This is a genomic window from Streptomyces sp. NPDC090045 (genome assembly GCF_044747975.1).
Taxonomy (GTDB): Bacteria; Actinomycetota; Actinomycetes; order Streptomycetales; family Streptomycetaceae; genus Streptomyces.
Genome location: NZ_JBIVFA010000005.1, coordinates 40,476 through 53,634, shown reverse-complemented (window position 1 = coordinate 53,634; position 13,159 = coordinate 40,476). Strand labels below are relative to the sequence as shown.

Genomic DNA, 13,159 nt, shown 5'->3' with positions numbered 1-13,159 from the left:
TGAAAGATCGGGGCTCCACCCCGGACCCCGCTCCTCAAACGCCGGAGGGGCTGGATGGTGCGGCGGGGCTGGATGTGCCCGGCTTAGTGCAGTGGTTTTGTCATGCAGCGGCTGGAGGTGTGGAAGCGGTAGTGGCCGAATTTGCTGGACATCGTGTAGCCCGAGGAGAGGTAGAGGGCTATCGCCTCCGGCTGCTGGTCGCCCGTTTCGAGGACCATGCGCAGGCGGCCCGCCGCGCGGGCGTCGGCTTCCAGGTCGGCCAGGACGCGGCGGGCCAGGCCCAGGCCCCGGGCCTCCGGGACGACGTACATGCGCTTCAGTTCGGCGTCGCCGTCCGAGTAGCCCTGGTCGTTCTCGTCCTGGATGCGCCAGCCGCCGCTCGCCACCGGGGCGCCCGTGGCGTCGTACGCCAGGAGGTACAGGCCGCGCGGCGGGACGAACATCGCCGGGTCCAGGTGGGTCGCGTCGCCCTCGCCGTCGTACCGCACCTGGTATTCGAGCTGGACCTGGTCGTTGAGTTTGACCGCGTCCGGGTGGTCGTACGGCACGGTGCGGAGCTGTATCCGGTGAGGCATCCGAACATCGTACGGAACCGCCCCGCCGGGCCCGTCTGCCCGCCGTGAGACGGGAGGGCCCGGCCGGGGGTCCGGCGGGTAGGCTGCTCCCGTTTTGTGCGATGTGGGGAGCTTGTTTTGATCACTGTGACGTCCGTGAATGTGAATGGGATCCGCGCCGCCGCCAAGAAGGGCTTCGGGGCGTGGCTCGAGGGATCCGACGCCGACGTGGTCTGCCTGCAGGAGGTGCGGGCCGAGGAGGCGCAGATTCCGGACGAGGTCCGGACCCCCGCCGGCTGGCACACCGTGTTCGCGCCGGCCGCCGCCAAGGGGCGGGCCGGTGTCGCGCTCTACACGCGGCGGGCGCCCGAGCGGGTGCAGGTCGGATTCGGCAGTGAGGAATTCGACACCGCCGGGCGGTACCTGGAGATCGACCTTCCCGGCGTGACCGTGGCCAGCCTCTACCTGCCCTCGGGCGAGGCCGGGACGGAGAAGCAGGACGAGAAGTACCGGTTCATGGGCGAGTTCCTGACCTACCTCGCCGCGCTGAAGGAGCGGGCTGCCGCCGACGGGCGCGAGGTCGTGGTCTGCGGTGACTGGAACATCTGCCACCAGGAAGCCGACCTCAAGAACTGGAAGACGAACCGGAAGAACGCCGGCTTCCTGCCCGAGGAGCGGGAGTGGCTCGGGAAGGTGTACGACGAGGCCGGGTACGTGGACGTGGTGCGCGGGCTGCACCCGGACACCGAGGGCCCGTATTCCTGGTGGTCCTACCGGGGCCGCGCCTTCGACAACGACGCCGGCTGGCGGATCGACCTCCAGGTGGCGACGCCCGGGCTGGCCGCGAAGGCCGTCAAGGCGTTCGTGGAGCGGGCCGAGACTCACCCCGAGCGCTGGTCGGACCACGCACCGGTGACCGTGGTCTACGAGCTCGGTTCCTGACCGGCGGCGGAGGCCAGCAGGCGGTCCATCGCCATCGTCAGCTCGGCCTCGACCACGCTCTTCGCCAGCGGACGAAGCCGCGTGAGCGCGTCCTGCGACGGCGAGATGTGGGTCGATATCAGCTCGGTGAACAGGAGCGCCATCGCGTCCGCGTGCTCGCGGACGCGGCGCCCCGTCTCCAGGACCGCCGCCAGCGGGACGCCCTCGCGGACCAGCGCCGACGAGACGTCCAGCAGCCGCCGGCTGACGTGCACGATCGCGTCCCCGTCCACGGCGAGGTAGCCGAGGTCGAGGGAGGCCGCCAGGTTCTCGGGGGTGACCTCGCCCTCGAAGTAGTCGGCCAGCGCCTCCGGGGTGAGCCGGACCGGGGTCTCCTCCGACCAGCCGATGCCGAGCAGCTCGCCGAGCTGGCCCACGTCGCGGCCGCTCTCGAAGGCGGCCGTCAGCTCGGCGATGCCGCCGAGGGTGTGCCCGCGCTCCAGCAGGGCCGCGATGGTGCGCAGCCGGGCCAGGTGGTGGTCGTCGTACCAGGCGATCCGCCCCTCGCGGCGCGGCGGTGGGAGCAGTTTGCGCTCGCGGTAGAAGCGCAGGGTGCGGACCGGGATGCCGGCCGCCTCGGCCAGCTCCTCCGTGCGGTACTCGCGCACCGTCCTGGCTTCCGTCTTCGCTTCCGTCTCATCCTTCGCCACAGGCGCACCTTATGGCGTACCGACAGTAACTTTCCCGGCGTGACCCCTACCCATGAGTACGGGCCTGCTCTACCCTCCCGATTGTGCCAGTGATTGCTGGCAGTGTTCCGATGGTATCTGCGGATGATGCGGAAGGCGGCGGGCATGGGCGGCAAGGACGAGCGCGGGCGCGAGCACGTGCGGGTGGCGGTGATCGGGTCGGGCTTCGGCGGGCTCGGCGCGGCCGTGCGCCTGCGGCGCGAGGGGATCACGGACTTCGTCGTCCTGGAACGGGCCGACTCGGTCGGCGGCACCTGGCGCGACAACACCTATCCGGGCTGCGCGTGCGACGTCCCCTCGCACCTGTACTCCTTCTCCTTCGCCCCCAACCCGGACTGGCCGCGCACCTTCTCCGGCCAGCCGGCCATCCGCTCCTACCTGGAGCACGTCGCCGACACCTTCGGGCTGCGCCGGCACATCCGGCTGGACTCCGAGGTCCGGATGATGCGCTGGGACGCCGACGAGCTGCACTGGGAGATCGAGACCTCCGCCGGACACCTCACCGCCGACGTCGTCGTCTCGGCGACCGGGCCGCTCTCCGACCCGAAGATGCCGGAGGTCCCCGGGCTCGCCGAGTTCCCCGGCAAGGTCTTCCACTCCGCCCGCTGGGACCACGACTACGACCTGCGCGGCAAGCGCGTCGCCATGATCGGCACCGGCGCCTCCGCCATCCAGATCGTGCCCGCCATCGCCCCCGAGGTGGAGCGCCTCACCCTCTTCCAGCGGACCCCGCCGTGGGTACTGCCGCGCACCGACCGGGCCATCAGCACGGCGGAGCGCTGGCTGCACCGGCAGCTGCCCTTCACACAGGCGGCCCGGCGCGGGCTGCTGTGGGGGATCCGGGAGCTCCAGGTCAACGCGTTCTGCAGGCGGCCGAACCAGCTCGGGATCATCGAGTCGCTGGCCAAGGCCAACATGACCCGCTCGATCAAGGACCCGGCGCTGCGCGCCAAGCTGACGCCGTCCTACCGGATCGGCTGCAAGCGGATCCTGCTCTCCAGCGAGTACTACCCGGCCCTGGCCCGGCCCGACGTGGACCTGGTCGCCTCCGGGCTGAAGGAGATCCGCGGCTCGGTGCTGGTCGCCGCCGACGGGACCGAGACCGAGGTCGACGCGATCATCTTCGGCACCGGTTTCCACGTCACGGACATGCCGATCGCCGACCGGGTGGTCGGCGCGGACGGCCAGACCCTCGCGGACGCCTGGAAGGACGGGATGCAGGCGCTGCGCGGGGCCACGGCGGCCGGCTTCCCCAACTGGATGACGATCATCGGCCCGAACACCGGGCTCGGGAACAGCTCGATGATCCTGATGATCGAGTCGCAGCTCAACTACATGGCCGATTACCTGCGGCAGCTGGGCATGTTGGGCGGAAGCAGCCTGGGCGGGAAGGTCGCGCTCGGCGCCCGGCCGTCCGCCGTCCGCCAGTGGAACCGGCAGGTGCAGGCCCGCATGGAGCGGACCGTGTGGAACACCGGCGGCTGCACCAGCTGGTACCTGGACGCGCAGGGCCGCAACACGACGGTGTGGCCGGGCACGACGGGTGAGTTCCGCCGGGAGACGCGGAGCGTCGATCTGGCGGAGTACGAGGTCGTACGGGTACGGGAGCGCGAGCGGGTCCCGGTCTCCGTGGCCGCGCCGCTGCCGGGGGCGCTGCCCCCGGACCCCCGCGCCTCAAACGCCGGCGGGGCTGGAATGGCCTCCGGCGGTGCCTTGAACGTCGGCGAGACTGCCGGCGAGGAGGTCGCGTGAGGCGGTTGGGGCACGTCGTCTCCGGGCCCTACGCGCCGCCCGCCGCGCGGCGCGAGCTCGTCGCGGACTCCGCCGACGGGGCCCGCCTGCACGTCGAGGTGCACGGGGACGAGGGGGCGCCGGCCGTGGTGCTGGCGCACGGATGGACCTGTTCCACCGCGTTCTGGGCCGCGCAGGTACGGGCCCTGGCCGCCACCCACCGGGTCATCGCCTACGACCAGCGCGGCCACGGGCGCAGCCCCGCCGCCCGGGCGCACAGCACCACCGCGCTCGCCGACGACCTCGTGGCGGTGCTCGGCGCCACCCTCGCCCCGGGCGAGCGGGCGGTGGTCGCCGGGCACTCCATGGGCGGTATGACGATCATGGCGGCAGCCGGCCGGCCGGAGTTCGCCGAGCACGCCGCGGCCGCCCTGCTGTGCAGCACCGGCAGCTCCCGGCTGGTCGCCCAGGCGCAGGTGCTGCCGGTGCGCGCCGGGCGCGCCCGGACCCGTATCACCGGCGCGGTCCTGGGATCCCGCGCCCCCCTCGGGCCGGTCACGCCCGTCGCCAGGAAGATCCTCAAGTACGCCACGATGGGCCCCGGCTCCGCGCCCGACAAGGTCGAGGCGTGCGCCCGTATCGTCCACGCCTGCCCCACCGGGGTGCGCCACGCCTGGTCCCAGGTGCTGGCGGGGCTGGACCTCGACGCCGAGGTGGCCCGCCTCTCCGTGCCCACCGCCGTCATCGGCGGCACCGCGGACCGGCTCACCCCGATCGTGCACGCCCGGGGGCTCGCCGCCGCGCTGCCGAACTGCGTGGGCCTCACCGAGCTCACCGGCATGGGGCACATGACCCCGGTCGAGGCGCCCGAGGCCGTCACCCGGGCCGTGCGGGAGCTGACCGGGCTGTATCTCGACACCACCGACAAGGAGAAGACGCCGTGAGTGCTCGCAGGAGTCTGGAAGGCCAGGTCGCCGTCGTCACCGGCGCCGCCCGCGGGGTCGGCGAGCTGCTCGCCCGCAAGCTCTCCGCCCGCGGTGCGCGGATCGCCCTCGTCGGCCTGGAGCCGGAAGCCCTCAAGGAGGTCTCCGAGCGGCTGCACACCGACAGCGACCACTGGTACGCCGACGTCACCGACCACGAGGCCATGGCCCGCGTCGCGCAGGAGGTCAAGCAGCGCTTCGGGAAGGTCGACATCGTCGTCGCCAACGCGGGCGTGGCCGCCGGCGGGCCGTTCGCCGACTCGGACCCCGACGCCTGGCGCCGGGTGATCGAGGTGAACCTCATCGGTGGAGCGGTCACCGCCCGCGCCTTCCTCCCCGTACTGACGGAGAGCCGCGGCTACTTCCTGCAGATCGCCTCGCTCGCCGCGATCACCCCGGCGCCCATGATGACCGCCTACTGCGCGTCCAAGTCGGGCGTCGAGGCCTTCGCCCACTGCCTGCGCGCCGAGGTCGGCTACAAGGGCGTCAAGGTCGGCGTCGGCTACCTCTCCTGGACCGACACCGACATGGTGCGCGGAGCCGACCAGGACGAGGTCATGCGGGAGCTGCGCCAGCGGCTGCCGTGGCCGTCGAACCGCACGTACCCGCTCGGCCCCGCCGTCGACCGGATCGTCGCGGGCATCGAGCGGCGCTCCCCGCACGTGTACGCGCAGTGGTGGCTGCGCGGGATGCAGGGGATGCGCGGTTATCTGCCCGGGCTCATCGCCACGGTCGGACAGCGGGAGATGAAGCGCTTCGAGCCGCGGCTGTCCGCTGTTTCCAAGGGACTTGTGGGGGCCGGCGGGGCCGCGGACGAGAAGGAGCGCACGCAGCGTCACTGATCGAAATGCGAGCTTTGTCCGCCCGTGCAAGTCTGGTCGAGGCCCCACCACCAACACCCCTCATGGAGTGAACAGCATGGGTATCAAGGACCAGTTCCAGGACAAGGCCGAAGAGCTCAGGGACCGCGCGCAGAGCGGCACCAAGGGTGCGAAGGACCAGGTGACCGAGCGCACCGCCAAGCTTCAGGAGAAGGCGAAGCGCCGGCCGCAGCAGGAGCAAGCGGACCGGGTGCGCGACGAGTTCGACGTCTGACCGGACTGCCGTAGGACCTGCGAAGGGGCGCGATCCCCGATGGTGTGGATCGCGCCCCTTCCGCATGTCCCTCCCTTTCCCGAGCCTCCCGCCGGCCCGGGCTGTCGGCTACTCCCGGGGCGGGAGCTTCGGGCGGCGCCGGTCCGGTACGTCCGTGTAGCCGGGCGGCACCGCGGCCGGGTCCTGCTCCAGCAGTTCCAGCGCCAGGTGCACGGCGTCGTCCAGCTGGGCGTGCCGCCCCTCCGCCCAGTCGAGCGGGGTGCGCAGGATCGCGAGGTCCGGCTCCACGCCGTGGTTCTCCACCGACCACCCGTACTCCGGGAACCAGGCCGCGTTCATCGGCACCGTGATCACCGTGCCGTCGCCGAGGGTGTGCCGGCCGGTCATGCCGACCACGCCGCCCCAGGTGCGCTGGCCCACCACCGGGCCCAGCCCCAGCAGTTTGAAGGCCGCGGTGATCATGTCCCCGTCGGAGGAGGTCGCCTCGTCGGCCAGCGCCACGATCGGACCGCGGGGCGCGTTGGAGGCGTACGAGACCGGCTGGGCGTCACGCGTCAGGTCCCAGCCGAGGATGGAGCGGGTCAGCTTCTCCACCACCAGCTCGCTGATGTGGCCGCCCGCGTTGCCGCGTACGTCCACGATCAGCGCGGGCCGGGACATCTCCATCCGCAGGTCGCGGTTGAACTGCGCCCAGCCCGAGCCGCCCATGTCGGGGATGTGGAGGTAGCCGCACCGGCCGCCGCTGATCTCCCGGACCACCTCGCGCCGCTTGGACACCCAGTCCTGGTAGCGCAGCGGCCGTTCGTCGATCAGCGGCACGATGGCGACCCGCCGGGCGCGGCCCTCGCCCTCCGCGGGCTGGAAGGTCAGCTCGACCGTGGTCCCGCCCGCCGCCGACAGCAGCGGATAGGGGCCGGCCACCGGGTCCACGGGCCGTCCGTCCACATGGGTGAGCACGGCGCCCTCCCGGATGCCGGTGCCGGCCAGCGGGGAGCGGGCCTTGGAGTCCGAGGACTCGCCGGGCAGGATCCGGGCGATCACCCAGGACCCGTCCCTGGGGTAGAGGTTGGCGCCGAGCAGGCCGATCGCCCGCTGGTAGTGCGGGGGACCTTCGTTGCGGCGCGCGGGGGAGACGTAGGCGTGCGAGGTGCCGAGCTCGCCGAGGACCTCGCGCAGCAGGTCGGCGAACTCGTCGGGGGAGGCGACCCGTTCGACCAGGGGACGGTACTGGCGCAGCACCCCGTCCCAGTCGATGCCGCACATCTTCGGCTCCCAGAAGTAGGCGCGGATGATCCGCCCGGCCTCCTCGAAGGCCTGGCGCCACTCGGCCGCCGGGTCCACCTCGTGCAGGATGCGCCGCAGGTCCAGGTAGACGGTCGAGTCGCTGTCGCCCGACTCGGTCGCCGGGACCGCGCGCAGGTCCCCGTCGTCGTTGAGGACCAGCCGGGTGCCGTCGCCGCTGACCGCGAACCAGTCCAGTCCCGAGGCCAGTTCGGTCTTGCGGGCCTTGGTGAGGTCGAAGTGTTCCAGCGTGGGCTTGCCGCTGATGTCGTTCGGGTTGGCGAAGGTCTCGCCGAGCGCGCCCGAGATCGGCCAGCGCAGCCACACCAGCCCGCCGCCGTGCACCGGGTACAGGGCCGAGTACTTGGACGCGGACACCGGGAAGGGGGTGACGCGGCTCTCCAGCCCTTCCACCTCCACGGTCACGGAGCCGTCGCCGTCGGCCGAGTCCCCTTCGACCGGGTCCAGTCCCCCCGCCGCGGGCCGGCCCTCGGCGGAGAGCGCGAAGGGGGAGGGGGTCGCGGAGGACAGCGGCACCAGGTACGGGCGGCAGCCCAGCGGGAACGACAGGTCGCCGGTGTGCACGTCGTAGACCGGGTCGAAACCGCGCCACGACAGGAAGGCCAGATAGCGCCCGTCCCGGGTGAAGACCGGATTCTCGTCCTCGAAGCGGCCGTTGGTGACGTCGACGATGGTGCGTGCGCCCGGTCCGGAGATGCGGGCCATCTTGATCTGCCGCAGCGAACGGCCGATGCCCGGGTGCGACCAGGTCAGCCAGGCCCCGTCGGGGGAGAAGGCCAGATCGGTGACGGGTCCGTTGATGGACCGGATCAGCTCGGTGACCTCTCCGTTGGACTCCTCCGTCGCGTTGACGAGCAGCAGCCGTCCGTCGTTGGAGGCGATGGCGAGCCGCTCCCCGTCCGGGTCCGAGAGCAGTTCGGTGACGCGGCCCAGCTCGCCCGAGGCCAGCCGGCGCGGCTCGCGTTCCCCGGAGGCCCGGGGCAGGTAGGCGATCTCGATCGCGTCCTCGCCCTCGGCGTCGGTGACGTAGGCGACCTGCCCGCCGCTGCCGAGCATCTCCGGCAGCCGCACGCGTACGCCCGGGGTGTCGGCGATGGTCCGGGCGGGTCCGTCGCGGTGGGTCAGCCAGTACAGGCTGCCGCGCACCACGACCGCGCTGGCCCGGCCGGTGGTGTCCACGGAGAGCGAGTCGACGTTGCTGGCGGCCGAGGCCTGGTAGGTGCGCCGGCCCGCGCGGGGTCCGCCGAGGCGGACCTGGAGCCTGCGCGGTACGGCGTCGGGGGCCAGGGACTCGACGAGCCAGAGTTCCCCGGCGCACTGGTAGACGATCCGGGAGCCGTCGCTGGAGGCGTGCCGGGCGTAGAACTCGTCGTGGTCGGTGTGGCGGCGCAGGTCGGTGCCGTCGGGCTGGACGGAGTACAGGTTGCCGATGCCCTCGTGGTCGGAGAGGAAGGCGATCCGGCCGCCCACGAACATCGGCGCGTCGAGGTGTCCCTCGACGTCCTCCAGCAGCTGCCGGCCGTGCAGCCACAGCCGGCCGGTGGCGCCGCCGCGGTAGCGCTTCCAGGCGGCGGGCTCGTGCGGGGGCTTTCCGGTGAGCAGCAGGGTGCGGTGCTCGCCGTCGATGTCGGCGACCTGGATGTCGGACACGGGCCCCCAGGGGAGGCGTCCACCGGGGCTGCCGTCGGTGGGCAGCTTGTACGCCCAGGAGTAGTAGGAGAACGGCTGCGCCCGGGAGGAGACCGCCAGGATGTTGCCGTCGGGGTCCCAGCCGCAGACCCGGGTGTCGATGGCGCCCCAGTGGCTCAACTGGCGGGCCGGGCCGCCGTCGACGGGGGCGAGGTGGATCTCGGGGTCGAGGGTGCGCCAGGTGGCGAAGGCGATGTGCTTGCCGTCGGGGGAGAACCGCGGGTGGTTGACCCGGGTCCGGTCGACGGTGATCCGCCAGGCCCGGCCGGGCGTCTGCCCGTCGGGGACCAGCGGGGCGACCCAGAGGTCGTCCTCGGTGGCGAAGCACAGGAGGTCGTCGTGCAGGTGCGGGAACCGGAGGTACGCGACGTCGTGACTCACCCCCCAATGCTTTCCGCGGCAGGGGGCCCTGGCAACTCGTACAGGTGATCCATGCCACTCCGCCGAGCGAAACGGAACGGTTTCGTTTCGCTTGCGTTGGGGGTATCGTCTTCAGCGTACGGAACACATTCGTTTCGATAAGAGCGCGTTCGGACGGAGGCACGGAGATGACCGAGGCGATGGCGGCCCGGCGCAGCCGGATCACCCCCGAACGGCAGGCCGAACTGCACGAGGCGGTCCTCGACCTCCTGCGTGACGTCGGCTACGAGGCGCTGACCATGGACGCGGTCGCCGCCCGTACGAAGTCCAGCAAGGCCACCCTCTACCGCCAGTGGGGGAGCAAGCCGGAGCTGGTCGCCAAGGCCCTGCGATGCACGCAGCCCGTTTCGCTGCGGGAGATCGACACGGGCACCCTGCGCGGAGACTTCGCGCTCATGGTGGAGCACTCCGACGACGCACAGATGGCCAAGGACACCGCGCTGATGCGGGGCCTGGCCCATGCCGTCCACGAGAGCCCGGAGCTCCACAAGGCCCTGCGCGACCTGCTGGTCGACCCGGAGATCAACGGTCTCCAGGCGATGCTCCAGCGCGCGGTGGAGCGGGGCGAGATCCGGCCGGACTGTCCGGCCCTGGATTTCGTACCGCACATGCTCATCGGGGCGTTCATCGCGCTCCCGCTGATCGAGGACCGTCCCGTGGACCGGGCCTTCCTCGGCGAGTTCATCGATGCCGTGGTCTTCCCCGCCCTCGGCGTCTGATCCACCCCGTCCCCTTCGCCCCACCGCTTCCTGCTGCTCCTGACACGCCGCTCTCGTCGTCGGGCCGGCTCTCTACGCCCTGATCCATCCGGATCCATCCCACGACCTGAACGGGAGAACCACCGACGTGGCTACCTTCCTCTACCGGCTCGGCAGGGGCGCCTTCCGGCGCCGCGGCCTCGTCGCCCTCATCTGGGTGGCGCTGCTGTTCGCCGCCGGATTCGGCGCGGCCTCGGCCGGCGCCCCCACCTCCGGCTCGTTCTCGATACCCGGCACGGAGGCCCAGAAGGCCTTCGACCTGCTGGACGAGAAGTTCCCGGGCATGGCCGCCGACGGCGCCACCGCCCGCATCGTCATCAAGGCCCCCGAGGGCGCCAAGGTCACCGACCCCGGCCCCAAGGCGGAGGTCCAGAAGATCGTCGCCGGCCTGAAGTCGGGACCGGGCGCGGAGCAGATCTCCTCGGTCGCCGACCCGTACGAGGCCCAGGCCGTGAGCCAGGACGGCTCCACCGCCTACATCAGCGCCAAGTACGACGTCAGCGGCATGGAGCTGAAGGACGAGACCCGCGAGGCGCTGAAGGACTCCGGCACCGCGGCCAAGGCCGCGGGCCTGAACGTCCAGATCGGTGGTGACGCGCTGATGGCGGCCCCCGAGACCGGCTCCGGCGAGATCATCGGCATCATGGTCGCCGCGATCGTCCTCGTGATCACCTTCGGCTCGCTGATCGCGGCCGGGCTGCCGCTGCTGACCGCCCTGATCGGCGTGGGCATCGGCGTCTCCTCCATCACCGCGCTCGCCAACGTGCTGGACCTCGGCTCCACCACCTCCACCCTCGCGATGATGATCGGCCTCGCGGTCGGCATCGACTACGCCCTCTTCATCGTCTCCCGCTACCGCGCGGAGCTCGCCGAGGGCCGCGAGCGGGACGAGGCCGCCGGCCGGGCCGCCGGCACCGCCGGATCCGCCGTCGTCTTCGCCGGTCTGACCGTGGTCATCGCCCTCGTGGGCCTGGCCGTCGTCAACATCCCGATGCTGACCAAGATGGGCGTCGCGGCAGCCGGCACGGTGGTCATCGCGGTCCTGGTCGCCCTGACCCTGGTCCCGGCCATCCTCGGCTTCGCGGGCAGGAAGGTCCTGCCCGCGGGCGAGAAGAGCAGGCTGTTCGGCAAGGGCAAGCCCGCCGACGAGAAGAAGGCCAACGGCGGCACCCGCTGGGCCCGCTTCGTCCTGCGCCGCCCGGTCATGGTGCTGCTGGCCGGCGTGATCGGCCTCGGCATCATCGCCATCCCGGCGAGCAAGCTGGAGATGGGCCTGCCGGACGACGGCGCCCAGCCGGTCTCCACCACCCAGCGCCAGGCGTACGACCTGCTGTCCGAGGGCTTCGGCCCGGGCTTCAACGGCCCGCTGATGGTCGTCGTGGACGGGGACAAGGCCCTCGCCGACTCCACCGTGGACCGGATCAAGGGCCTGGAGGGCGTCGTCGCGGTCACCCCGCCGACCCCCAACGAGAGCGGCGACGCCTCGGTCATCACCGTCATCCCGAAGGACCGTCCGTCCTCCACGCAGACGGAGGACCTGGTCCACGAGATCCGCGACGGCAGCGGTGACGACGTCCTCGTCACCGGCGCCACCGCGATGAACATCGACTTCTCGCAGAAGATGAACGACGCGCTGCTGCCCTACCTGGCGCTCGTCGTCGGCCTCGCCTTCCTGCTGCTGATGCTGGTGTTCCGCTCGATCCTGGTCCCGCTCAAGGCGGCCCTCGGCTTCCTGCTCTCGGTCGTCGCCGCCCTCGGCGCGGTCGTCGCGGTCTTCCAGTGGGGCTGGCTCGGCTCGGTCTTCGGCGTGGAGCAGACCGGTCCGATCATGTCGATGATGCCGATCTTCATGGTGGGCGTCGTCTTCGGTCTGGCCATGGACTACGAGGTCTTCCTCGTCACCCGCATGCGTGAGGCGTACGTCCACGGCGAGCGCCCGGGCCAGGCCGTGGTGACCGGCTTCCAGTACAGCGCGCGGGTCGTCGTGGCCGCCGCCGTCATCATGATCGCCGTCTTCGCCGGCTTCATGGGCGCCAGCGACCAGATGGTCAAGATGATCGGCTTCGGTCTGGCCGTCGCCGTCTTCTTCGACGCCTTCGTGGTCCGCATGGCCATCGTCCCGGCGGTGCTCGCCCTGCTCGGGCACAAGGCCTGGTGGCTGCCGAAGTGGCTGGACCGGCTGCTGCCGAACGTGGACGTGGAGGGCGAGAGCCTGCGCAAGCACCTCGCCGCCGACTCCTCGGAGGGCCCGGACAAGGACCGCGAGCTGGTCAACGCCTGACCTCGCGCCGTCCGGCCGACAGGACGGCCCGGCCCCGTACCGCCTGCTCACCAGGTGGTGCGGGGCCGGGCCCGTTCCGTGCCCGCGCCCTACGCCCTACGGGTGGCGGCGCCGGCCGGGGCGTACGTACGGCGCAGGAAGCGGCGCAGCGCGGCGATGTCGAACTGGATCACGGCGACGCCCTCGGGGGAGTGGAACTCGACCACCGCCTGGACGCGGCCGCAGGGCCAGACGCGTACGTCCCCGGTCCCGGTCGGCGCCTGGAGGCCGGCCTCCAGCAGGGCGCGGGGGAAGACCCACTCGTTGTCGGTGCCCTCGGGCGACAGGTCGGCCGGGAAGACGATCCGCACGGCCAGCGGCTCGGCGGGCGCGAAGCGCAGGGCGACCGGGATGGTCCGGTAGAGGGGATCGTCCGTGATCACCCGGGCGCGGACCCGCTCCTCCACCGGTTTCGTGGTCGTGGACGGGGTGGCGGTCGTGGTGACGGCGGCGGTCGCGGTGGCGGTCGCGGTCGCGGTGGCTGGTGGATTCTCGGCGGTGGCTGACATCGACCAGGCTCCTCGAAATCGGAACATTTGCGTCCGTTTGTCCTCCAGCCTCGCACATTCCGACGAAAGCGCACGCAAGTTTTTGTGACGGACCTGCTCTTGCCAACGGTTTGCAACTGGGCACTATT

The 13,159-nt window shown here is 71.8% G+C and carries 11 protein-coding genes; 7 read left to right on the top strand and 4 right to left on the bottom strand.

The annotated features are described in order from the left end of the window. Positions 1–83 precede the first annotated feature (83 nt). Positions 84–575, bottom strand: coding sequence for a GNAT family N-acetyltransferase (locus ACIPYQ_RS15575; protein WP_401250985.1), 492 nt, complete (start codon positions 573–575; stop codon positions 84–86). 117 nt (positions 576–692) lie between these two features. On the opposite strand from ACIPYQ_RS15575, the gene ACIPYQ_RS15570 reads away from it, so the two are divergent. Then, positions 693–1,496, top strand: a complete 804-nt coding sequence (locus ACIPYQ_RS15570; RefSeq protein ID WP_361759955.1) for an exodeoxyribonuclease III — start codon at positions 693–695, stop codon at positions 1,494–1,496. Here the strand turns inward: ACIPYQ_RS15570 and ACIPYQ_RS15565 are convergent. Continuing rightward, on the bottom strand, positions 1,478–2,185 hold the full coding sequence (locus ACIPYQ_RS15565; protein ID WP_401250981.1) for a MerR family transcriptional regulator: 708 nt from the start codon (positions 2,183–2,185) through the stop codon (positions 1,478–1,480). The two genes, ACIPYQ_RS15570 and ACIPYQ_RS15565, sit on opposite strands and share 19 nt — an antisense overlap. A 126-nt stretch (positions 2,186–2,311) precedes the next feature. On the opposite strand from ACIPYQ_RS15565, the gene ACIPYQ_RS15560 reads away from it, so the two are divergent. The 4 genes from ACIPYQ_RS15560 (at position 2,312) to ACIPYQ_RS15545 (ending at position 6,033) form a co-directional block, all read left to right on the top strand. Continuing rightward, the gene (locus ACIPYQ_RS15560) at positions 2,312–3,976 is read left to right on the top strand and encodes a flavin-containing monooxygenase (RefSeq protein ID WP_401251833.1); all 1,665 of its coding nucleotides are present in this window, start codon (positions 2,312–2,314) and stop codon (positions 3,974–3,976) included. Then, entirely contained in the window at positions 3,973–4,899 is a 927-nt protein-coding gene (locus tag ACIPYQ_RS15555) for an alpha/beta fold hydrolase (protein WP_401250978.1), read from the top strand. Before ACIPYQ_RS15560 ends, ACIPYQ_RS15555 begins: the two co-directional genes overlap by 4 nt. Beyond that, on the top strand, positions 4,896–5,780 hold the full coding sequence (locus ACIPYQ_RS15550; protein ID WP_401250975.1) for an SDR family oxidoreductase: 885 nt from the start codon (positions 4,896–4,898) through the stop codon (positions 5,778–5,780). The genes ACIPYQ_RS15555 and ACIPYQ_RS15550 overlap by 4 nt, the downstream gene beginning before the upstream one ends. A gap of 76 nt (positions 5,781–5,856) precedes the next feature. Beyond that, complete coding sequence (locus ACIPYQ_RS15545) at positions 5,857–6,033, top strand: hypothetical protein (RefSeq protein WP_401250972.1); 177 nt, start codon at positions 5,857–5,859, stop codon at positions 6,031–6,033. A 108-nt stretch (positions 6,034–6,141) separates the two neighbouring features. Here ACIPYQ_RS15545 and ACIPYQ_RS15540 read toward each other — a convergent pair whose 3' ends face one another. After that, a complete protein-coding gene (locus ACIPYQ_RS15540) occupies positions 6,142–9,405 on the bottom strand; it encodes a S41 family peptidase (protein ID WP_401250969.1) in 3,264 nt (1,087 codons plus the stop codon). 167 nt (positions 9,406–9,572) lie between these two features. Between ACIPYQ_RS15540 and ACIPYQ_RS15535 the strand changes: the two genes are divergently transcribed. After that, complete coding sequence (locus ACIPYQ_RS15535; RefSeq protein ID WP_361759971.1) at positions 9,573–10,163, top strand: TetR/AcrR family transcriptional regulator; 591 nt, start codon at positions 9,573–9,575, stop codon at positions 10,161–10,163. Between the two features lie 127 nt (positions 10,164–10,290). Beyond that, positions 10,291–12,483: an MMPL family transporter gene (locus ACIPYQ_RS15530; protein ID WP_401250965.1), complete on the top strand. Its 2,193-nt coding sequence runs from the start codon at positions 10,291–10,293 to the stop codon at positions 12,481–12,483. Between the two features lie 89 nt (positions 12,484–12,572). Here the strand turns inward: ACIPYQ_RS15530 and ACIPYQ_RS15525 are convergent, their stop codons facing one another. Beyond that, on the bottom strand, positions 12,573–13,031 hold the full coding sequence (locus tag ACIPYQ_RS15525; protein ID WP_401250962.1) for an SsgA family sporulation/cell division regulator: 459 nt from the start codon (positions 13,029–13,031) through the stop codon (positions 12,573–12,575). Positions 13,032–13,159 lie beyond the last annotated feature (128 nt).